General features: G+C 64.9%; 17 protein-coding genes. 8 read left to right on the top strand and 9 right to left on the bottom strand.

Translation table 11 applies throughout. From position 1 onward, the window contains the following. The first annotated feature begins 16 nt into the window (after positions 1-16). Entirely contained in the window at positions 17-2,371 is a 2,355-nt protein-coding gene (locus tag HOP03_01300; protein NOT86801.1) for a penicillin acylase family protein, read from the top strand. Between the two features lie 60 nt (positions 2,372-2,431). Here the strand turns inward: HOP03_01300 and HOP03_01305 are convergent, their stop codons facing one another. The 8 genes from HOP03_01305 to map form a co-directional block, all read right to left on the bottom strand. Further along, positions 2,432-3,265, bottom strand: coding sequence for an alpha/beta hydrolase (locus HOP03_01305; GenBank protein NOT86802.1), 834 nt, complete (start codon positions 3,263-3,265; stop codon positions 2,432-2,434). A 130-nt stretch (positions 3,266-3,395) separates the two neighbouring features. Then, a complete protein-coding gene (asnB, locus tag HOP03_01310; protein ID NOT86803.1) occupies positions 3,396-5,108 on the bottom strand; it encodes an asparagine synthase B in 1,713 nt (570 codons plus the stop codon). 314 nt (positions 5,109-5,422) lie between these two features. Beyond that, positions 5,423-6,571, bottom strand: coding sequence for a succinyl-diaminopimelate desuccinylase (dapE, locus tag HOP03_01315; GenBank protein ID NOT86804.1), 1,149 nt, complete (start codon positions 6,569-6,571; stop codon positions 5,423-5,425). Then, positions 6,568-6,927 carry a Spx/MgsR family RNA polymerase-binding regulatory protein gene (locus HOP03_01320; protein NOT86805.1) on the bottom strand — a complete coding sequence of 120 codons (360 nt, stop codon included), beginning with the start codon at positions 6,925-6,927 and terminating at the stop codon, positions 6,568-6,570. Before HOP03_01320 ends, dapE begins: the two co-directional genes overlap by 4 nt. Further along, positions 6,924-7,403, bottom strand: a complete 480-nt coding sequence (locus tag HOP03_01325) for a hypothetical protein (GenBank protein ID NOT86806.1) — start codon at positions 7,401-7,403, stop codon at positions 6,924-6,926. Before HOP03_01325 ends, HOP03_01320 begins: the two co-directional genes overlap by 4 nt. Beyond that, positions 7,400-8,290 carry a 2,3,4,5-tetrahydropyridine-2,6-dicarboxylate N-succinyltransferase gene (gene dapD / locus HOP03_01330; protein ID NOT86807.1) on the bottom strand — a complete coding sequence of 297 codons (891 nt, stop codon included), beginning with the start codon at positions 8,288-8,290 and terminating at the stop codon, positions 7,400-7,402. The genes HOP03_01325 and dapD overlap by 4 nt, the downstream gene beginning before the upstream one ends. Continuing rightward, positions 8,287-10,920 carry a [protein-PII] uridylyltransferase gene (glnD, locus tag HOP03_01335; GenBank protein NOT86808.1) on the bottom strand — a complete coding sequence of 878 codons (2,634 nt, stop codon included), beginning with the start codon at positions 10,918-10,920 and terminating at the stop codon, positions 8,287-8,289. The genes dapD and glnD overlap by 4 nt, the downstream gene beginning before the upstream one ends. Positions 10,921-10,924: 4 nt before the next feature. Further along, positions 10,925-11,701: a type I methionyl aminopeptidase gene (gene map, locus HOP03_01340; GenBank protein ID NOT86809.1), complete on the bottom strand. Its 777-nt coding sequence runs from the start codon at positions 11,699-11,701 to the stop codon at positions 10,925-10,927. Between the two features lie 315 nt (positions 11,702-12,016). Here map and rpsB point away from each other — a divergent pair, with 315 nt between their 5' ends. From rpsB to HOP03_01365, 5 genes are all read left to right on the top strand, one after another. Next, the gene (gene rpsB, locus HOP03_01345; GenBank protein ID NOT86810.1) at positions 12,017-12,910 is read left to right on the top strand and encodes a 30S ribosomal protein S2; all 894 of its coding nucleotides are present in this window, start codon (positions 12,017-12,019) and stop codon (positions 12,908-12,910) included. A 155-nt stretch (positions 12,911-13,065) separates the two neighbouring features. Beyond that, entirely contained in the window at positions 13,066-13,944 is an 879-nt protein-coding gene (locus tag HOP03_01350) for an elongation factor Ts (protein ID NOT86811.1), read from the top strand. A 243-nt stretch (positions 13,945-14,187) separates the two neighbouring features. Then, positions 14,188-16,245 (top strand): carbon starvation protein A, encoded by a 2,058-nt coding sequence (locus HOP03_01355; GenBank protein NOT86812.1) that lies wholly within the window; start codon positions 14,188-14,190, stop codon positions 16,243-16,245. Beyond that, entirely contained in the window at positions 16,220-16,432 is a 213-nt protein-coding gene (locus HOP03_01360) for a YbdD/YjiX family protein (GenBank protein NOT86813.1), read from the top strand. Before HOP03_01355 ends, HOP03_01360 begins: the two co-directional genes overlap by 26 nt. A gap of 204 nt (positions 16,433-16,636) precedes the next feature. Further along, positions 16,637-18,520: a S9 family peptidase gene (locus tag HOP03_01365; protein ID NOT86814.1), complete on the top strand. Its 1,884-nt coding sequence runs from the start codon at positions 16,637-16,639 to the stop codon at positions 18,518-18,520. An 85-nt stretch (positions 18,521-18,605) separates the two neighbouring features. Here HOP03_01365 and HOP03_01370 read toward each other — a convergent pair whose 3' ends face one another. Beyond that, on the bottom strand, positions 18,606-20,693 hold the full coding sequence (locus HOP03_01370) for a S9 family peptidase (protein NOT86815.1): 2,088 nt from the start codon (positions 20,691-20,693) through the stop codon (positions 18,606-18,608). A gap of 287 nt (positions 20,694-20,980) precedes the next feature. Between HOP03_01370 and HOP03_01375 the strand changes: the two genes are divergently transcribed. Continuing rightward, entirely contained in the window at positions 20,981-21,733 is a 753-nt protein-coding gene (locus tag HOP03_01375; GenBank protein ID NOT86816.1) for a helix-turn-helix transcriptional regulator, read from the top strand. 224 nt (positions 21,734-21,957) lie between these two features. After that, positions 21,958-22,659, top strand: a complete 702-nt coding sequence (locus HOP03_01380; GenBank protein NOT86817.1) for a hypothetical protein — start codon at positions 21,958-21,960, stop codon at positions 22,657-22,659. Positions 22,660-22,718: the final 59 nt, after the last annotated feature.

Raw genomic sequence — 22,718 nt, forward strand, 5'->3', positions numbered from 1 at the left:
CCCATCCGGATCGCTCATGAAGAAGTGGCTCAAACGCATCGCACTGTGGCTGCTGGTCCTGATCGTCGTCGGCCTGGGCACCGGTTGGTGGCTGATGCGCGGCAGTCTGCCGACGCTCGACGGCGAGCTCGCGCTCGATGGCCTGTCCGCGCCGGTGACGATTCAGCGCGATGCGCTGGGTGTCGTGACCATCGACGCGGCGAACGAAATCGATGCGATGCGCACGCTCGGCTATGTGCATGCGCAGGAACGGTTCTTCGAGATGGATCTGATGCGCCGCGTTTCGACCGGCGAACTGTCCGAGCTGTTCGGACCGATCGCGATCGAGAAGGACAAGACGCAGCGCGTGCACCGCATCCGCGCGCGGGTCGAAGCCGATCTCGCGGCGATGAGCGCCGATAAACGCCCGCAGCTGCAGGCGTATACCGACGGCGTGAACGCCGGTCTCGGCGCACTGCGCGTGCGCCCGTGGCCGTATCTGCTGCTGCGCCAGCAGCCGAAACGCTGGGAACTGGGCGACGCCGCGCTCACCGGGTTCGCGATGTATTTCGATCTGCAGGATGCCGGCAATCATCGCGAACTGGCGCTGTGGAAGATCAAACCGCACCTGCCGCCTGCGCTTTACGCGCTGTTGACGCGCGACGGCACGCGCTGGGACGCGCCGCTGGTCGGCAGCGCACGCGGCGATGCGACGCTGCCGGCCGCCGACGAGGTGGATCTGCGGAAACTGCCCGGAACGCCGGCGAAGCGCCACGACGTGGCCGCCGACGACATCGTCCCCGGCAGCAACAACTTCGCGGTCTCCGGCGCACTCACCGCCGATGGCCGCGCGATCGTCGCCGACGATATGCATCTGGGCTTGCGTGCGCCGGGCATCTGGTTCCGCGCACGGCTGCGCTACGCCGATCCGCGCGCGCCGGGCGGCAAGGTCGATGCCACCGGTTTCACCCTGCCCGGCCTGCCTGCCATCGTCGTCGGCAGCAACACCCACGTGGCGTGGGCGTTCACCAACAGCTATGTCGATACCGCGGACTGGAAGCTCGAAACCGCTTGCGGCGCGAAGCCGACCGACGCCTGCGTGAAGCCGGTCGTCCATAGCGAAACCATCCGTGTGGCCGGCGCGGCACCGGTCGACTTCGAGGTCGAAGAAACCGCATGGGGTCCGGTGCTGCATCACGATGGCGACACGCTGTTCGCGCTGCGCTGGAACGCGCATCTCAAGGGCGCGCTCGATTTCGGCCTGACCGATTTGCTGATCGCCCGCGATCTGGATCAGGCGATGGCATTGACCGACCGCAGTGCGATGCCGACCCAGAATCTGCTGATCGGCGATTCCACCGGGCGGATCGCCTGGCGCCTGATCGGCCCGCTGGCCGCACGCGGTGCCGACTGCAACGGCGCGCTGCCGCTGACGGCATCGCAGGATTGCCCTGCATGGACGATCGCGACGGATCGATCGCCGAACATGGTCGACCCCTTCTACGACCGACTGTGGAGCGCCAACAACCGCACCATGGACGGCACGGCGCTCGCCCAGGTCGGCGACGGCGGCTTTGCCTTCGGCGCGCGCGCGCGCCAGATCCGCAACGACCTGTTTTCGCGGAAGATATTCGCCGAACGCGACCTGCTCGCCGTGCAGCTCGACGATCGCGCGGTCTTCCAGACCCAGTGGTGGACGCTGCTGCGCGATACCGCAGCACGCACGAAAACGCCGGCGCTGAGCGAATTGTCCGAAGCATCGAAACACTGGGAAGGCCGCGCCAGCGTCGACTCCGTCAGTTACCGCATCGTCCGCGCATGGCGGCTCGCGGTGCACGCGCGTGTGGCCGAAGGCCTGACCGCGCCCGCGCATGCCGCCTTGGGCGAGAAGTTCGACATGCCCGCCTTCCAGCAGCTGGAAGGCACGGTGTGGCCGCTGGTCACGCAGCGCCCGCCGCATCTGTTGTCGAAGAAATACGCGACGTGGGACGCGCTGCTGGAAGACGCCGCGAAGGACATCCGCGACGAACTGAAGGCGCAGGGCCCGCTCGCCCAGCGCACCTGGGGCGAGCGCAACACCGCCGCGATCTGTCATCCGCTGGCCAAAGCGATTCCGCTGATCGGCAAGTCTCTGCTGTGCATGCCGCCGGATCGGCTGTCGGGCGATGGCGGCATGCCGCGCGTGGTCGGCCCCGACTTCGGCGCCTCCGAACGCATGGTCGTATCGCCGGGCCACGAAGCCGACGGCATCACCCATATGTCCGGCGGCCAGAGCGGACATCCGCTGTCGCCGTTCTGGGGCGCCGGCCACGACGACTGGGTGCATGGCCGGCCGACGCCGTTTCTCCCCGGAAAAACCGAGTACACGCTGAAACTCCAGTCGACGCCTTGAGAAAATGCGGCACGACTTCCGGCTGCGAACCACCGCGCGGACCGCTCAACACGCGATCGCTCAACTACTGCGCAGGAATCCCAGCAGCGCTGTGTTGAACGCGTCCGCATGGCTGGTATTGCAGCCGTGCGGCGCATGTTTCAACACATGCAGCTCGCTGTGCCCGATCGTCGCATGGGTCAATGCACCCGAACCCTCGAACGGTACGACCGCATCGGAGTCCCCATGCAGGACCAGCGTGGGAACGCTGATCCGCTTCAGGTCCTCGCGGAAATCGGCGGTGCTGAACGCGTGCATGCAACCAAGAGCTGCGATCTGGTTCGACTGCAGACACAATCCGATCGTCGCTTGCCGCTGAACTTCGTTGACCTGCAGTTCACCGTCGACCGAAAAGAACTTGCGGGTGAATCCGTCGAAGTAGGCATGCCGGTCGGCCTTGAGGCCCGCTGATTTCTCTTCCGCCTTCTCGGGTGTCAGCGGACCCTGGGGATTGTCCGCCGACTTCATCAGGCAGGGCGTCACCGCTGCGGCGAACACCACGCCGCCCAGTCGGTCCTGCCCGTGCAGGCTGACGTAACGCGCTACTTCGCCGCCGCCCATCGAAAATCCGACAAGGACCGCATCGTGCAGATCGAGATCGACGATGAGCCCTGCCAGGTCGTCGGCAAGCGTGTCGTAGTCGTAACCATGCTCCGGTTTTTCCGAACGTCCGAAGCCGCGACGGTCATAGGCGATGACCCGGAAGCCAGCGTCCTGCAGCGCGGGAACCTGCGCCGCCCACGACTCGCCGGACAACGGCCAGCCGTGGATCAGAACGACGGGACGACCGCTACCGCCGGTATCCTGCACATGGAGCTGAGCGCGTCGGATCCGCTGCACGCTTGAAGTATCCATCGTTGACTCCTTGGCTCATTGCGAATTTCATGAGCTTCGGAGTCTACGCGCGGTCGATGGGAACAGATTGAATGCGTCCCCACTCTGCAGATCGCACGCTATCGCACCGATTTCGCGCGATCCGCACGATTCATGCGCTTGCGTTCGCCGAATGGTGAACACCAGCCACCGCGCGACCGGACGGGTCTGCCGCATTCGCGAACGACGCATCCCAGGCAATCGCAGCAGGCGACGAACACGCGATCGATTTTCCGCCGGGCACGGTGTTCGCGCAGCCCTCGCCCGGGAACGCTTCATCGAAAATCCGCCGGTAGAAATACGCTTCCTTGGTCTGCGGCGGATTGATCGGAAAGTGCTTTTCGGCGTGTGCGAAATCCGCATCGCCGACCTGCGCTTCGGCATGCGCTTTCAAACCATCGATCCAACCGTAGCCGACGCCGTCGCTGAACTGTTCCTTCTGCCGCCACAGGATTTCCGGGGGCAGATAACCTTCGAAGGCTTCGCGCAGCACCGCTTTTTCCATCTTCCGCGTGCCCGATGCCTTGTCGATCATCTTGTTCTGCGCATCCATCCGCATCGCCACGTCCAGGAATTCGGTGTCGAGGAACGGCACCCGCGCCTCGACGCCCCAGGCCATCATCGATTTATTCGCGCGCAGGCAATCGTAGTTGTACAGCGCGTCGAGCTTGCGGATGGTTTCGGCGTGGAACTCGCGCGCGTTCGGCGCCTTGTGGAAATACAGGTAACCGCCGAAGACTTCATCGCTGCCTTCCCCGGAAAGCACCATCTTCACGCCCATCGCCTTGATCCGGCGCGCGAGCAGGAACATCGGCGTGGAGGCGCGGATCGTGGTCACGTCGTAGGTTTCGACATGGCGGATCACTTCCGGCAACGCATCGAGACCTTCCTCGAACGTATAGGTGAAACCGTGGTGCACGGTGCCGAGCGCTTTGGCCGCGACTTCCGCCGCAGCGAGATCCGGCGAACCCTTCAGGCCGATGGCGAAGGAATGCAGGCGCGGCCACCAGGCTTCGGTCTCGTCGCCGTCTTCGACGCGGCGCCGGGCGAAACGCGCGGCGCAGGCGGCGACCAGCGAAGAATCGAGTCCGCCCGACAGCAGCACGCCATAGGGCACGTCGCTCATCAGCTGGCGATGCACCGCAGCCTCGAACGCTTCGCGCAGTTCGCGCGCGGACACCTGCACCCCCGCGGTGGCGTCGTAATCGCGCCACGCGCGTTCGTAGTAGCGATGCAACTGGCCATCGGCGCTGTCGAAATAGTGGCCGGGCGGGAACTGGGCGACATCGTCGCAAATCCGCACCAGCGCCTTCATTTCCGAAGCCACCCAGACGCGACCGTCTGCATCGTGCCCCCAGTACAGCGGGCACACACCGATGGGATCGCGGGCGATGATGAAACGGCCCGCAGCGCGATCCCACAGCGCGAACGCGAAAATGCCGTTGAGGCGATCGAGCCAGGCGCCGATGTCGCCGCCTTCGCGGGCCTTGCTCTCGGCGTACAGCGCGTTGATGACTTCGCAATCCGAGCCCGACTGGAATGCGTAGGGCTTGCGCAGAGCACCCTCGAGCGAACGGTGGTTGTAGATTTCGCCGTTCACCGCGAGGGTGAGATCGCCATCTTCGGAATGCAGCGGCTGCGCGCCGCCGGTCGGATCGACGATAGCGAGGCGCTCATGCACCAGCAGCGCGCGGGGTTCGACGTGCACGCCGGACCAGTCGGGACCGCGATGACGCTGCCGCGCGGACAGCGACAGCGCGAGGGGGCGCAGCGGGCCGAGATCGGCGCCGGGACGAAGATCGAAAACGCCGAGAATCGAACACATCGAAAAAACTCCTTTGCTGGTTTTCCTGGCGCCGAAAGCACGAAACCCGCGCTTCCGGCGCGGGTTTCTGGGTGTCAGGCCTGTTCTGTCGCTTATGCCTGATCGCCATCCCGCCGTGTGTATGCACGGTTATTCGCGCAATTGTTATTGCTGCGGTCGGGATTGCGAGGGGCGGCGGAACGCAAGGTCATGGCCCGACCATAACCCGGTCCCAAGAGGTTTGGCAAGCGGTCCTGCGAGGAAACGATGGTCCCGCTGCCGGGATCGGTGCTTTCCATCGGAGCTTTCCATCGGAGCTTTCCGTGCACAGGGTCTCAACGTGGGCACAGCATGCGTTCGATCAGCGTGAAATACAGATCCGGCAATCGCTCGAGATCGGCGACCGACACATGCTCGTCGACCTTGTGGATGCTGGCGTTGACCGGGCCCATCTCTACGCAGTGCGCGCCCAACGGGGCGATGAAGCGCGCATCGGAGGTGCCGCCTGCGGTGCTTTCCTCGGGCAGCGCACCGGAAAATTCGCGCAGGACCTCGCGCGCAGTCGCGCGCAGCTGGCCTTCGGGCGTGTAGAACGGTTCGCCGCCGCGATGCCAGCGGATCTCGTATTCCAGCCCATGCGCGGTCAGCATCGCCTCGCATTCGCGCTCGATCTGTTCTGCGCGCCAGCTCGGGTTGTAGCGCAGATTGAACAGCACCTGCAGCTCACCGGGAATCACGTTGTTGGCGCCGGTACCGGCATGCACGTTGCTGATCTGGAAACTGGTCGGCGGGAAAGTCTCGTAGCCGCTGTCCCATTCGCGCGTCGACAGTTCCAGCATCGCAGGCGCGGCCTGATGGATCGGATTGCGCGCTTTTTCGGGATAGGCGACATGGCCCTGGACGCCCTTGATCGCCAGCGTGGCCGACAGCGTGCCGCGACGCCCGACGCGCAACAGATCGCCGAGCACGGCTTTCGACGACGGCTCGCCGGTGACGCACCAGTCGATGCGCTGGCCGCGTTCGCGGAACAGCTGCGCGACCTTCGGCACGCCATCGAGCGCATCGCCCTCTTCGTCCGAGGTCAACAGCATCGCGACCGTGCCGCGATGATCCGGATACGCTGCCGCGAAGCGCTCCAGCGCAACGACGAACGCCGCCACGCTGCCCTTCATGTCGGCGGTGCCACGGCCGTACAGCACGCCATCGCGGATCTCGGGCGCGAAGGGATCGCTCGCCCACGCTTCGACCGGTCCGGGCGGCACCACATCGGTATGCCCCAGCAACACCAGCACCGGTCCGGCGTCTTCACCGGACCCTGCGCCATGCGTGGCCCAGAGATTGTCGGTGTCGCCGTAACGCAGATGCTCGCAGCGGAAGCCGGCGCGCGCGAGCCGCTGCGCCAACAATTGCTGGCAGCCCGCATCGTCGGGCGTGATGGAACGGCGCGCGACCAGATCCTGCGTCAGCGCAAGCACATCATTCATTTCGCCACTCCGAACCGGATCTTGAAGCCATTGTCGCTGAAGCCCTGCGTGACCACGCCATCGTCGGTGACGACCAGCGGCCGGCGGATCAGCTGCGGATACTCCTTCAGCAGCAGTTTCCACTCGGCGTCGGAAGCCGGCGCTTTGCGATTCGCCGGCAACGTGCGCCATGTGGTCGACGATTTGTTGATCATCGCCTCCCAGCCGCCGAGCGCAGCTTTCCACGCGAGCAGCGTTTCCGGCGATTGCCGGTGGTCGCGGTAATCGACGAAATCGTGCGCGATCTCGAAGCGCTTCAGCCAGTTGCGGGCTTTCCTGCAGGTATCGCAGTTGTTGAGGCCATGGAGTGTCGTCATCGTGATGCGTCCATTTGCCGGGCCCGATCCACGAGCAGGATCAGCTTCTCGCCGACCATGTTTCTGGCGAACGGGTTGAACCGGAATTCCGACTTCGGCATGAACACGACCTCATCGCCCAGCCTGCATTTTTTCCGCAATCGCAGCGAGATCCGCGTCGGATTGGTCATCTGCGTCACACTGACATTCATGATCTCCGCCAGCCGGATCCGCTCTTCGATACCGCCCTTGCGCACGATCAGCGCATCGCCGGCCAAAGACACGTCATCGGCCAAGTCCCATACCAGTTTCCTGAAGATGAAGACACCGGATGCGGCCATGATCAACGGCATCAACAGAAACGGCAGCGCATCCACCATTTCGTGAGGGCCGGAAACCAATCCGATGACCATGAAAATCAGCAGGAACCCGAGCCAGGCCACCGGCAATACCCGCTTGATGAAGAAAGTGGCGCCCGAAAGTGTTTCGCCGTTCATTCCGCCAGGCCTCTCAGCAACTCGTTGATGGAGGTCTTGCTGCGCGTCTTCTCGTCCACCTGCTTCACGATCACCGCGCAGTACAGCGAATGCGAGCTGTCGGCGGCGGGCAGCTGGCCGGACACCACGACGCTGCCCGGCGGCACCGAGCCGTAGGACACTTCGCCGGTGGCGCGGTGGTAGACGCGGGTGCTCTGGCCGAGGAACACGCCCATGCCGATCACGCTGTGATGGCCAACCACGAAACCTTCGACCACTTCCGAGCGCGCGCCGATGAAGCAGTGATCTTCGATGATGGTCGGCGAAGCCTGCAGCGGTTCGAGCACGCCGCCGATGCCGGCACCGCCGGAGAGATGGCAGTGCCTGCCGATCTGCGCGCAGCTGCCGACCGTGGCCCAGGTATCGACCATCGTGCCCTCGCCGACGTAAGCGCCGATATTGACGAAGCTCGGCATCAGCACGACATCCTTCGCGATGTGCGCGCCGCGACGCGCGATCGCGCCCGGCACCACGCGCACGCCGAGCGCGCGGAAGTCGGCCTCGCCGAAACCTTCAAAACGCGCCGGCACCTTGTCCCAGAACGGCGCGGGCTGGGCGTCGATCAATTGCATCTCCTGGGTGCGGAAATACAGCAGCACCGCTTTTTTCAACCATTCGTTGACGGTCCAGCCGCCCTGCCCGTCCGGCGCGGCGACGCGGAATTCGCCGGCTTCCAGACCGGCGATGACGCGGTCGACGGCGGGACGCACGCTGCCGGCGATATCGTCGGCGGCCAGATCGGCGCGTCGGTCCCAGGCGCTGTCGATGATGGACTGCAGTTCGGTGGCGGAATCGGTATTCATGCGTGTCTGGAATCTGTCTGGTCGTCGGTGGGAGATCGGATTCATGCAGGTACGGAAGCTTCGAGCAATGCCTGCAGGGCGGCGCGCAGCGCGTCGGCCTGGGACTCGTCGAGGGGCTGGTCCTGCGCATCGGCGATCAGGAACATGTCTTCCGCACGCTCGCCGAAGGTCGCGATGCGCGCATCGTGCACGCGCACATGCTGCTGGCGCATGACGTGGGTGACATCGGCGAGCAGCCCGGGGCGGTCGGTGCAGATCAGGCTCATCCGCGTGCTCAGGCCATTGGCCGCGGGTTCCAGGCCGATGCGCGGCGCGATCCGGAAATGTTTGAGATGGCGCGGCTGTGCGCGACGCGACGGCAGCAGCCGATCCAGATCGCCGGACAGTGCGCGGCGCAGACTCGATTCGATCTGTTCGACCGCCGGCGCGTGCTGCGGATCGCTCGGCAGCACGTGGAAGGTGTCGAAAATCAACCCTTGCGGGCCATCGAGCGCGCGCGCCTGCAGGATCGCCAGCCCCAGGCGGTCGAGGGTGATGACGATTGCCGCGAACAGACCATCACGGTCGGGCGTATGCACGAAGACTTCGTAGCCGCCGCCGCGACCGCGCAGCAGTCGCGTGCGCGCGACGATATCGCCGGGCTCGCTGCCGTGCAGCACGGTGGCCTGCCAGACGATCTGGTCCGGACGGCTGCGCAGGAAATTCTCGCGCGGCATGCGCGCGAAGATCGCGTCGACAGCGGCATCGTCGAAGCCCTGCTCGATCAGCAGACCGCGGGCGACGTTCTGGTTCTCGACGATGCGTTCATCCGCCGCCACAGGATGTTCCAGGCCGCGACGCAGCGCGAAGCGCGTGGCGGTATGCAGATCGGCGAGCAGCCGGTCCTTCCACGCATTCCACAGCTTCGGCGAAGTGCCGGCGATATCGGCGCAGGTCAACAGATACAGGTGATCCAGCCGCTGGCGATCGGCGACTTCGCCCGCGAAACGATGGATCACGCCGGGATCGGTGATGTCCTGCTTCTGCGCGGTCACCGACATCAGCAGATGCTTGCGCACCAGCCATTCGATCAGCGCGGTATCGGCTTCGGACAAGCCGTGCGCAAGGCAGAATTCGCGCGCGTCGACCGCGCCGAGTTCGGAGTGGTCCCCGCCCCGGCCTTTGCCGATATCGTGGAACAGACCCGCGATCAACAGCAGTTCCGGCTTGCGCAGCGACGGCCATACCGTATGCGCGGTCGAGAACCGCTCATCGGCGACGCCGCTGGAAAAGATCGCGAGATTGCGCAGCACCGCCAGCGTGTGCTGGTCGACGGTGTAGACATGGAACAGATCGAACTGCATGCGCCCGGAGACCTGCGCGAACGCGGGAATCCAGCGCCCCAGCACGCCCAGCCGCGCCATGCGCTCCAGCACCTTCACCGGCTGCGGGCCGCGCAGCAGGCCGAGGAACTGCTGTCGCAGCAGGTGGTCGGTCTCCTGATAAGGCGAAATCTTCTGCAGGGTTTCGGCCAACGTCCATGCGGTCATCGAATGCAGACCGCGAATCCGCGGATGCGACGCCCACGCCGAGAACAGCGCGAACACCTGCGCGGTGCCGCGCAGCAGCCACGCACGGTCGCGCACCGCGAGATAGCCGCGACGCAGCTCGAAATGGTCGTCCAGCGTTTCGGCCTCGCCCTCGCCTTCGATCTGTTCCTCGAAGCGCTGCAGCAGGCGATCGTTGATGCGCAGCACGCGACCGGCGCTGCGATAGAAACCCTGCATCATCTGCTCGACCGCGAGATTGTCGGCATCGTCGGTATGTCCCAGGCGCGCGGCGAGCAGCTTCTGGTAATCGAAGCGCAGCCGTTCCTCGCGCCGTTTCGCGACCAGGTGCAGTCCGAAACGCAGCCGCGACAGCGCTTTGCGTTCGCGTTCCAGCGTATCGAATTCGACCGCGCCGATCTGGCCGAACGCCAGCATCGATTCGAGATTGCCGCTGCCCAGCAGCCGCTGCGCCATCCAGCGCAGGGTCTGGATATCGCGCAGCCCGCCGGGGCCGTCCTTCAGATTCGGTTCGAGATTGTCGGCGGTGTCGCCGAAGCGCGCGTGCCGCTGCGCCTGTTCCTGCACCTTGGCGCGGAAGAAGTCGCCTGCCGGCCAGACCCGCTCCGGCGAGATCGCACCACGCAGCGCATGTTGCGCGATCTCATCTGCAGCCAGCGCGCGCCATTCCATCATCGCGGTCAACACGGTCTGATCGGCTGAGGCTTCGGTGCACTGCGCTGGCGAACGTACGGCCTGGCTGGCCTGCAGGCCGGCATCCCACAGCAGCGCGAGGAACCGCGACAGCGCGTCGCGGTGCGCCTGCTGCGCGTCGTCACCCGCCAATACCAGCAGATCGATATCGGACTGGGGAAACAGCTCGCCGCGTCCGTAGCCGCCGATCGCGAACAGCGCCAGACCGGCATCGGCCGGTACGCAGCGCGCCCAGGTCGCGCGGATCGATGCATCGACGGCGGTTGCGCGCTGCTCGACCAGTCGGTCGACATCGACCCCCTGGTCGAACTGCGCGGCCAACTGCGCATCGACCTGCGCAAGCGACGCCCGGGTCTCGGCCGTCCACGTAGCATCGCCATCGGGCGTCGAAGGGATGGAACTGCCGGCCGGGTGCGTGGGGGCGGCAATGGTCATCGCTTCAGAGGTCGTTGTCGTCGCCGGGCAGGCGGGTCAGGATTTCGACGCCGGTCCCGGTCACGGTCACCGTGTGTTCCCACTGCGCCGACAGCGTGCGGTCCTTGGTGACCACGGTCCAGCCATCGGGCATCAGCCGGGTATGGCGCGCGCCTTCGTTGATCATCGGTTCGATGGTGAAGGTCATGCCGGGCTTCAGCACCAGGCCCTCGCCGGGGCGCCCGTAATGCAGCACCTGCGGGTCTTCGTGGTACACGCGGCCGATCCCGTGCCCGCAGTATTCGCGCACCACCGAGAAACGTTCTGCTTCGGCATAGGTCTGGATGGCGTGGCCGATGTCGCCGAGCGTGGCGCCCGGCTTCACCGTGCGGATACCGCGGAACATCGCCTCGCGGGTCACCTCGACCAGCCGCTTGGCCATCACCGAGGGCGTGCCCACGTAGTACATGCGGCTGGTGTCGCCGTGCCAGCCGTCCTTGATCACGGTGACATCGATATTGATGATGTCGCCCTCCTTCAGCACCTTGGTCGGCCCGGGAATGCCGTGGCAGATCACGTTGTTGACCGAGGTGCAGACGGTGGCCGGGAAGCCGCGGTAGCCGACGTTGGCCGGGATCGCCTGCTGCACGTTCACGATGTGGTCGTGGCAGATGCGGTCCAGTTCGCCGGTGCTGACGCCGGGCTTCACGTGCGGGGCGACGATCTGCAGCACCTCGGCGGCCAGGCGGCCGGCGACGCGCATGCGTTCGATGTCTTCTGGGGTTTTGATGGTCATGGCCATGGCCGCATTATTGCCCATCCAAGCGGTTTTCGCCCCTCTCGACTTGTCCGCAACCCTCTGTTACGGCTAGAATCGCCGGGTTGTGCACCGGCCAAGGCCGGCCACGCCGCCGACAACGGGCGTCACCGTTGAATCCACACCCGCCGCAAATCTCCGTACCGGGGTGTCTTTCGCAGTCCATCGCGAAGGATCTGGCTACGGCGCAGCGGGGAGGCCCAACCCCGGAACCACGCGCTCCGCTTCACGGCGGGCGCACCGCCTTCATCCGGCCGCAATGCGGCCCCGGCGGCAGGTTCCATCATTCGGAGTTTCCCAATGCCTCAGATCACCATGCGCCAGATGCTGGAAGCCGGCGTCCATTTCGGCCACCAGACCCGTTACTGGAACCCCAAGATGGGTCCGTACATCTTCGGCGCCCGCGGCAAGATCCACATCATCAACCTCGAGAAGACCGTTCCGCTGTTCAACGACGCGATGAACTTCATCTCGGGCATCGCGCAGAAGCGCGGCGTGATCCTGTTCCTCGGCACCAAGCGCAGCGCGCGCGACTCGGTGAAGGAAGAAGCCGAACGTTGCGGCATGCCGTACATGACCCAGCGCTGGCTGGGCGGCACGCTGACCAACTTCCGCACCGTGAAGCAGTCGGTCTCGCGCCTGAAGGAACTGGAAGCCGGCGAAACCGACGGCACCTTCCAGAAGATGGTCAAGCACGAAGTGCTGACCCTGCGCCGCGAGCGCGAAAAGCTGTTCGCCTCGCTCGGCGGCATCAAGGAAATGAACCGTCTGCCCGACGCGCTGTTCGTGATCGACATCGGTCATGAAGACATCGCGATCAAGGAAGCCAAGAAACTCGGCATCCCGGTCATCGCCGTCGTCGACACCAACTACGACCCCAACCTGGTCGATTACGCCATCCCGGGCAACGACGACGCCATCCGCGCCGTGCAGCTGTACGCACGCGCCGCTGCCGACGCCGTGCTGGAAGGCAAGGCCGCCGCACCGCAGGCCGCTTCGGTGCGCGAAGAAGATTTCGCCGACGCCGATGGCGAAGGCAAGGGCGACAAGCGCGGTCCGCGTGGTCGTGGTCCCGGCGGTGCCGGCAAGAAGCCCGAAGGCGCGAAGAAGCCGGAAGCCGCTGCTGCTGCGCCGGCCGAAGCCGAAGCCCCGGCCGAAACGCCCGCTGCGGACGAAGCGCCGGCCGCCGAGTAATCGGCCCGCGTCATCGGCAAGTCATGCGGCCACGCGACACTGCGCGGTCGCACTTCCCACCCCGTCGCGTTTCGAGCTGCATCGCATGCTTGGGAAACCGGCGTCTCTATGGCGGGCCTGGGCCCGCCCTACATTGATTCATATCGAGGTTTGCAATGGCTGAAATCACCGCCTCCCTGGTCAAGGAACTGCGCGAGCGCACCGGCGCCGGGATGATGGAGTGCAAGAAAGCGCTCACCGAAAACAACGGCGATCTCGAAACGTCCGCCGAATGGCTGCGCAAGCAGGGCATCATCAAGGTCGGCAAGAAGGCCGACCGCGTCACCGCCGAAGGCCGCATCGCGATGGCCCAGGACGGCGGCAAGGCCGTGCTGGTCGAGATCAATTCCGAAACCGACTTCGTGGCCAAGGACGACAACTTCCTGGCCTTCATCGATGCCGTCGCCAAGGCCGCACTGGCTTCCGGCGCAGCCGATGTCGAAGCGCTGAAGTCGGCGAAGATCGCTTCGGGCGAAACCGTCGAAGACGCGCGCGCAGCGCTGGTCGCGAAAGTCGGCGAGAACGTGCAGGTCCGCCGCATGGCCCGCGTCGACAGCGCCGACAACGTCGCCGCCTACGTCCACAGCGGCAAGATCGGCGTGCTGGTCGAGCTCAAGGGCGGCAACGCCGACCTCGCCCGTGGCATCGCGATGCACGTGGCGGCCATGAACCCACCGCACAACAAGGCCAGCGACGTGCCGGCCGAGTTCATCGCGAAGGAAAAGGAAATCGAACTGGCGAAGATGACCGACAAGGACAAGGCCAAGCCGGCCGATATCCTCGAAAAGATCATCGGCGGCAAGATCGCCAAGATCGTCAATGAGAACACCCTGTACGGCCAGCCCTACGTGCTGAACACCGAGCAGACGGTCGAAGCCGCGGTGAAGGCCGCCGGCGCCGATGTCACCGGCTTCCAGCGTCTGGCCGTGGGCGAAGGCGTCGAGAAAGTGGTGGAAGACTACGCCGCTGAAGTGGCGAAGGCGATGCAGGTCTGATCGCTTTCCAACGCGAACGAGTACACGAAGAACCCGCAGGCGACTGCGGGTTTTTTGTTGCCTGCCCGATGCCCGGACACGCGCTCTGCTCTCCTTCTGCCCGCTCGCGGGGAGAAGGTGGCGCAAAGCGCCGGATGAGGGTCGGCGGTGGGCTTTGCTGTGCCGCGCATTGACCTTGCCGGAGTTCCGCGACAGGCTGCGGACCTGGCCGGCGGTGGGTCGCGGGCAATCGGGAGTGGCGGCATGGGCGTGGGCAAGATCATCGGCTGGGGGTTGCTGTCGCTGTTCGCGGCGTTCTGTCTGGGCACGGTGGCGGTATCGCGGGGCGAAACGATCAGCGCGTTCTGGATCGTGGCGGCGGCGGTGTCGATCCTGACGATCGGGTATCGCTTCTATTCGAAATACATCGCCGAGTACGCGCTGCGCCTGGACGGGACGCGGGCGACGCCGGCATGGCGACGCAACGATGGGCTGGATTACGTGCCCACCGACAAGCGCGTGCTGTTCGGTCACCACTTCGCGGCGATCGCGGGCGCGGGGCCATTGGTAGGCCCGGTGCTGGCGGCGCAGATGGGCTATCTGCCGGGGATGCTGTGGATCCTGTTCGGCGTGGTCTTCGCCGGTGCGGTGCAGGATTTCATCGTGCTGTTCCTGTCGACGCGGCGCGATGGGCGCTCTTTGGGCGACATGATCCGCAACGAGATGGGCAATGCCGCCGGACTGACGGCGATGATCGGCATCCTCGCGATCATGGTGATCCTGCTGGCGGTGCTGGGCCTGGTGGTGGTGAAGGCGCTGGCGATCAGTCCGTGGGGCACGTTCACGGTGGCGATGACCATTCCGATCGCGCTGCTGATGGGCGTGTATCTGCGCTGGCTGCGACCGGGACGGATCATGGAGGTGTCGATCCTCGGGCTGGTGCTGCTGCTGGCGTCGATCTGGCTGGGCGGCACGGTGGCGGCATCGCCGACGTGGGGGCCGATGTTCACGTTCGAGGGCAAGGCGCTGGCGTGGATGTTGATCGGCTACGGCTTCGTGGCGGCGGTGCTGCCGGTGTGGCTGTTGCTGGCGCCGCGCGATTACCTCAGCACATTCCTGAAGATCGGCACGGTGGCGATGTTGGCGATCGCGATCTGTTTCGCGCTGCCGGATCTGAAGATGCCGGCGGTGACGAAGTTCATCGATGGCACCGGCCCGGTGTTCGCGGGCACATTGTTTCCGTTCCTGTTCATCACCATCGCCTGCGGCGCGATCTCCGGTTTCCACGCGCTGATCAGCAGCGGCACCACGCCGAAGATGCTGGAAAACGAGCGCGATGCGCGACTGATCGGCTACGGCGGCATGTTGATGGAAGCGTTCGTCGCGATCATGGCCCTGATCGCCGCCTGCGTGCTGGATCCGGGCCTGTATTTCGCGCTGAATTCGCCCGCCGCGCTGATCGGCACCACGCCCGAAGCCGCAGCCGCAGCGATTTCCGGCTGGGGCTTCACGATCACGCCGGAGATGTTGACCGCGACTGCCGCCGAGATCGGCGAATCCAGCGTGCTGTCGCGCACCGGCGGTGCGCCGACGCTGGCGGTGGGCATGGCGCAGATTCTGCACGGCATGATCGGCGGCAAGGGCATGATGGCGTTCTGGTACCACTACGCGATCCTGTTCGAGGCATTGTTCATCCTCACCACCATCGATGCCGGCACGCGCGTCGCGCGGTTCATGATCCAGGAGGTGATCGGCGTGGTGTACGCGCCGTTCCGCCGCACCGAAAGTTGGACCGCGAATGTGGTCTGCACCGGTCTGGCGGTCGCGGGCTGGGGCTGGTTCCTGTACCAGGGCGTGGTCGATCCGCTGGGCGGCATCAATACGCTGTGGCCGCTGTTCGGGATCGCCAATCAGATGCTGGCCAGCATCGCGATGATCTTCGTCTGCGTGGCCATCGCGAAGATGAAACGCGAGCGTTATCTGTGGATTCCGCTGTTGCCCACCGTCTGGCTGCTGGTGTGCACGATGACCGCGGGCTGGCAGAAACTCTTCCACGCCGATCCCAAGATCGGCTTCCTCGCCAACGCCGACAAGTTCGGTACCGCGCTGGCGTCCGGCGAGCTGCTGGCGCCCGCGAAATCGCTCAAGGACATGGAGCGCATCGTGTTCAACAACCAGCTCGATGCGGCGCTGTGCGTGCTGTTCATGAGCGTGGTGACGCTGATGGTGGTGTTCGGCATCCGCGTCATACTGGCCGCGCGCCGACAGGCGCAGCCGACCGCACAGGAGACGCCGCATGTCGCGTTCGATGCCGTTCGCTGAGCGCCTGCGCGCGCTCTGGGCGTTGCTCGCGCAGACCGCGCGACTGATCGTGGGCGTGCCCGACTACGACCGGTATCTCGCGCACATGCGCCAGTCGCATCCGGACACGCCACCGATGAGCCGCGAGGCGTTCTTCGTCAACCGCCTGGATGCGCGCTACGGGCGTGGGGCGTCGCGCTGCTGTTGAGGCGCGCATGAAGAATCCCGGGTAGCATCGCAGGCAGGCGGGAAAGCTGCCTGCCAATACCGATCCGTTCAAACCGGGGAATACACTGCCATGCATCGCGCTTTCACTGCACTCGCGCTCGCCCTCGTCGCCGGAACTGCTTCCGCAGCAGAACCGGCCGAAATTCCGATCATCGATTTCGTCCGCAATCCCACCTACAGCAGCGTGAAGATTTCGCCGACCGGCGAATATCTGGCGCTGACCGTGGATCGCGGCGACGTGGATGTGTTGACAGTGCTGCGCACCCGCGATCTGGGAATCGTGAAGATCAATCAATTGCCGAACGATAAAAGCGTCGGCGCGTTCCATTGGGTGAGCCCGCAGCGATTGATGTTCGACTCGGTACGAAAGTTCGGACGTTTCGCGCAACCCTTCTCCACCGGCGAGTGGTATTCGGTGAATGCCGACGGATCGATGCCGCGGTTTCTGGAAATGGGCAAGAAAGGCGCACGCGATCTGCAGAATGCCCGCTTCAGCATGCTCGACAATCCACAGAACGACGACGGCAAAGTGCTGATGTCGGCGATCTATCCACGCTCTTCGGAAGGCGTCAATACCGAAGTGGCCGAGGTCGATACGCTCAACGGACGTTGGAAGAGCCTCGCCCGCGCGCCGCGCGAAAACTGCGGCATGGCGCTGGACGCGCAGAAGATGCCGCGCTACGCGGTGTGCTCGGACTACAAGAATGAAGCCGGCGATTTCGACCAGGTGACCGAGCTCTACCGCCGCGAAGCGAACGGCGAGTGGGCACTGGTCAACAGCTCGAAATCCTCGGGCAAATCGCTGGAGGTGTTCGGCAGCGCGCGCGATGGCCGCATCTATGCGACCGAGAGCGACGGCAAGGCCACCACCACCTTCGGCGAGATCGATCCGGCAACCGGTGCGTTCAAACCGCTGTTCCGAGATCCGGTCTCGGACCCGTCGGGTTACATCGCTTCGGTGGATGGCAGCGAAATGGTGCTGGGCATTACCACCGAAGCTGGCGCCCCCCAGGTGACGATGATCGACAATGACCACGCCGACGCAAAACTTTACGCGTCGCTGGCGGCGTCGTTCCCCGGCCAGTTCGTCGACTTCGCCAGCGCTACGCGCGACGGCAAGCAGATCATCGTCCAGGTCTACAGCGACACCAATCCGGGCGAGCTGTACCTGTTCGATCGCACCACCAACCAGGCGCGGTTCCTGATGCAACAGCGCAAATGGATCGACAGCAAGCGCATGGCCAGCGTGAAGCCGGTCGCACTGACCACCCGGGACGGCCTGAAGATCCATGGTTATCTCACCATCCCCAACGGCAGCGACGGCAAGCGTTTGCCGATGATCGTGAATGTGCACGGCGGCCCGATGGGTCCGCGCGACGACTGGGGATTCAACTGGGAAAGCCAGCTCTTCGCCAGTCGCGGCTACGCGGTGCTGCAGATCAACTACCGCGGCTCGGGCGGTTTCGGCAAAGGCTTCCAGGACATGGGCTACGGCGCATGGGCGACCGGGATCATGAACGATATCGTCGACGCCACGAAATGGACCATCGCCCAAGGCTACGCGGACAGGGATCGCGTGTGCATCTACGGCGGCAGTTTCGGCGGCTACGCGTCGATGATGGCGCCGGCTCGCGAGCAGGATCTGTTCAAATGCGCGTTCGGTTATGTGGGTGCGTACGACGCCGAAATCCAGATGACCAAGAGCGACACCAGCCGGTCGGAAAGCGGACGGATGTACATGCAGCGCGCGCTGGGCAAGACCAAGGCCGAACGCGACGCGATGTCGCCGGTGAACCATGCCGCGGACATCAAGATCCCGGTGTATCTCGCCGCCGGTGCGCGCGACCCACGCTGCCCGCCGGAGAATACCGAAGCGATGAACAAGGCGCTGATCGCCGCCGGCAACCCGCCGGAAGGCATGATGATCACTTCCGGCGAGATGCACGGTTTCTACAAGGACGAGAACAAGCTCAAGCTGTATACCGAGATGCTGGATTTCTTCGCGCGGCATATCGGCGGCAAACCGGCGGGCAGCGCGGCGCCCGGAAAATCGGCAAGCGCGCCGTAAGCCTCGCCTGCAACATCTCCGCCTGAAAGAACGGGCCGTTCGCCGGCCCGTTCTTGTCTAGCGGCTGCGCAGCGCACGCCGGCGATCACTCGCCGATGTGTTTCTTCAACCAGCCGTTGACCGTGTCGTGCCACTGCACGCTGTTCTGCGGCTTCAGTACCCAGTGGTTCTCGTCGGGGAAATACAGGAACTGCGAATCGATGCCCCGGCGCTGCAGCGCGGTGAACACGCCGATGCCCTGCTCGACCGGAATACGGAAGTCCTGCTGGCCGTGGATCACCAGCATCGGCGTCTTCCACTTCGAGACATGGTTCACCGGGTTGAACTGCTCGTAGTTCTTCGCCACGCCATACGGGGTGCCGCCCTGCTCCCATTCGGTGAACCAGAGTTCTTCGGTGGCGTAACCCATCATCCGCTGATCGAACACGCCGTCATGGCTGACCAGGCATTTGAACGGCGCGTTGCCCTGTTCGTCGAACCAGTTGCCGGCGATCCAGTTGACCATGAAACCGCCGTAGCTGGCGCCGAGCGCGCAGGCGCGATTGCCGTCGAGGAACGCATACTTCTTCTGCGCGGCGGCCCAGCCTTTCTGCAGGTCTTCCAGCGGACGGTCGCCCCAGTGCTGGCTGATCGCATCGGTGAACTTCTGGCCGTAGCCGGTGGAGCCGTGGAAATCGATCATCACCACCGCATAGCCCTGTCCGGCGTAGGTCTGCGGGTTCCAGCGATAGCTCCAGCCATCGCCGAAGCTGCCCTGCGGACCGCCGTGGATCAGGAACGCGACCGGATATTGTTTGCCTTCCTCGTAGTTCCACGGTTTCAGCACGTAACCGTGCACGGTCTCGTCGTTCCAACCCGGGAAGCGGAACTGTTCGTACGCACCGAAGCGCACCTCGGGCAGCATCTCGCCGGCGCTTGGCGTGATCGCACGCAGCGGCGCTTTGCCGTCGGCGCTGGTGGCGTAGATCACATCGCCGCTGTTCATCGAATTGGCGGACACGACCAGCGTGTCGCCCGCCAACTCGAACGCCGACACCGAACCGTCCTTGAAGATCGAGGTCACTTCGCCGCTGTCCACCGACACCGCGAACAGCGGGTGACGGCCGAGCTCCTGCGCGGTGGTGTAGATCGATGTGCCGTCGGCGGACAGGGTGATGCCGTCGGCGGACGCGTCCCACTTCGGCGCGAGGTCGCGCGCCTTGCCGGTGGCGAGATCCATCGCCATCAGCGCGAAGCGGTCGGCTTCGAAACCGGGGCGGGTCATCGCGCGGTAATACAGGGTCTTGCCGTCGGTGGAGAAGACGGGACCGGTGTCCCAGGCCTTGTTGGCTTCGGTCAGATTGCGCGCGGTGCCGCTGCCGTCGGCGGACACCAGGAACAGATCGAAATTGGTGTTCCACGGCTCGCTGCTGTCGGCCTTGCGCGCGGAGAGCACGAACGATGCGCCATCGGGCGACCATGCGAATTCGCTGGTGTCTCCGAACGGTTTCGACGGCACGTCGCCGATCACGTCGGTGCCGATCAGGGTCGCGGTCTTCAGCGGTGTTTCCTTGCCCTGCGGCAGGGTCGCGACGAACACGCGGTTGAGGCGGCCGTCGTTCCAGGTGTCCCAGTGGCGGATGAACATGCGCTCGTACACCACGCCGGTGGTCTTGCGCGCGCCGTTGTCGTCGAGGCGTTTTTTGGTGCAGGCGAGATCCGATTTGCAGTCGTCGAAGGTTTCCAGCGCCAGTGCGATGCGCTTGCCGTCGGGCGACAACTTGTAGGCACCGACATCCACCGGCAGTTCGGTCAGTGGCTTCGGCGTGCCGCCGGCGGCGGGAATGGCGTACAGCTGCTGGCTGCCGGTTTTCGCGCTGAGGAAATACACGGTCTTGCCGTCAGAGGAGAACGCCGGTGAGTTGACGTTCCAGCCTTCCGGGGTCAGCCGCTTCGGCGGCGCCGCGTCGCGGGCGGCCAGATCCTCGATCCACAGCGCGGTGGCGGATTTGTTCGCGGCGAAATCCACGCTGCGCTTGGCGAATACGACAACGCGACCATTGGGCGACAGGGTCGGCGAGGAATAACGATCGAGCGTGGCGAGATCGCGGACCTGCAATCCGCGGGCGGCTTCGGCGGCGGCGGGCATCAGCAGGCACAGGGCCAGCCACAGGGAGGTGCGCATCGGAGACATGGGACTTCCTGACGGGTTAGGCAGCGGATCGAACCGCGATGGTAGGCCTGCGGGTGGGGGGTCGCATAGCCCGAAAGACACCGTGCATACGGATGGTGGTGCCGGCCGGATCGGCGGACTAGTCTGGGGATGCAGGCATTCCGGTACCGCGCGGACCTGCACTCTGAACGATGGATCGCTGCTGCAACGCGGACAACGGAACTGCGAGGCATGGATCGCGCCGGCAATAAGCCAACCGCCCCAGAGCGGCCTGCCACCTGAACCGAGCAAGGGAGTTTGTCGATACCATGCCGCTGCGCATCCATCTTTATCGAAATCTGGCCTTGTGCTTCTCGAACAATCACCAGTCGAGCCTGCACGCGCATCAGGCGCTGCAGATGACCGTCGCACTGGATGGTCCGTTCGATCTCGAGATCGAAGAAGACGGTCGGCAGGACAGGACGCCGGAAGCGCAGTTCGCCTGCATCGCCCCGCAGAAGATGCATCAGATCGGCGCGAGGACATCGACGCTGGCCTACCTGTATCTGGACACCAATCCGGTGGCCTACACGAAATGGCGCGCGGCGGGCGGAACGCCGATCCCGCCGGACGCGTCGATCCTGGCCGCGTTGCGCGATCTGGTGCGAGACCGCAACGCCGACCGCGACACCGTGGAGGCATTGGCGTATCGCTGGTGCGAACACTCGCTGCCCGGCCTGCTCGCGGTCGGACCCTCCGATCCGCGGATCGCACGAGCGCTGGATATCATCGACCATGATCTGCTGCAGGCATTGAATTACGCAGGGTTGGCACGCCAGGTCCATCTGTCTCCCAGCCGCTTCGCGAACCTGTTCCGCGAACAGACCGGACTTCCGGTCAGGAACTACGTCCTGTGGCGACGGCTGGTGCATGTATTCGAACGCTTGGAACACGGCGACTCGATCACCTCCGCCGCGCACAACGCCGGCTTTTCCGACTGCGCGCATTTGAGCCGCAGCTTCCACCGGATCTGCGGCGCCAAGCCCTCCGACATGAATGTCGTGCAGCTTTCCGGACATTGATCAGGTTTCAAGCCGGTCGCCGTTGAAGTCAGCGATCTGATTCAAGCGCTGCGATGCGGGCGCTTGCTACAACACACTCATGTACGGAAACGTATCGCATCCGCCGATGCGCACACGCGACCCGGCTCCATGTATTGCCGGTTCCATGTATCGGGTGATGCACATCGCATTTTCCGTGGTATCGCCCGTGCCGGGCCCGTTCCTGCATGTACGGAGGGATCGCCGTGAGAACCTGGATCGTCAGCGCTGCATTCCTGTTGCTCGCGCTCTACCTGCTGCTGCACACCGAACCCGCCGCGACACGCGTGCAGTCGAGCGCGCTCGTGATCCAGGGAACGAAGGGGACCTACAGCGATGGTTCCCGCTCCGAACCCACCGCCGACACGCGGCTGTACTGGGCCGATGCGATGACCGGAACCATCCGTCGGAGCGCATTCGACGGCAGCGCGATGGAGATCGTCGCCGCAGAGGCGGGGTTGCCTTACGGCATGGCCTTCGATGCTGAAACGCAAGTCCTGCTGTGGACCGACTCCGCAGCGGAAACCGTGCGGAGCGTCGCTGTCGCTGGCGGTGTGCCGACGACACTGGCGACCGCGTTCGAGGAACCGTACGCGATCGATGTCTCCACCGGAACCGAATTCGCGTTCTACACCGCGACCGCGAACATCGTGTATCGCAACACCATCGATGTGCAGACCGGACAGGAAAGCAGCATCGAACTGCTGACGCTTCCGGACGCCGAAACCATCCACGGACTGGCGCTGGACAGCGATAACGGCGTGCTCTACGTGGGCGACGGAAACGGCCGCATGATCCGGAAATTCTCGCTGGCCGGAAAAGAAGCGCATTTGCTGCCGCATACCGACACCGAGGTGCCGCCGGATTCCACTCCGGCCGGCCCGCTGCCCGCGCTCGAACCGAATTGACGTCGAAAAGAACCGGACGTCGAAAGAAACGTTTGCCCGCACGGACATACCGCTTACGA

The organism is Lysobacter sp. (assembly GCA_013141175.1).
Lineage (GTDB): Bacteria > Pseudomonadota > Gammaproteobacteria > Xanthomonadales > Xanthomonadaceae > Lysobacter_I.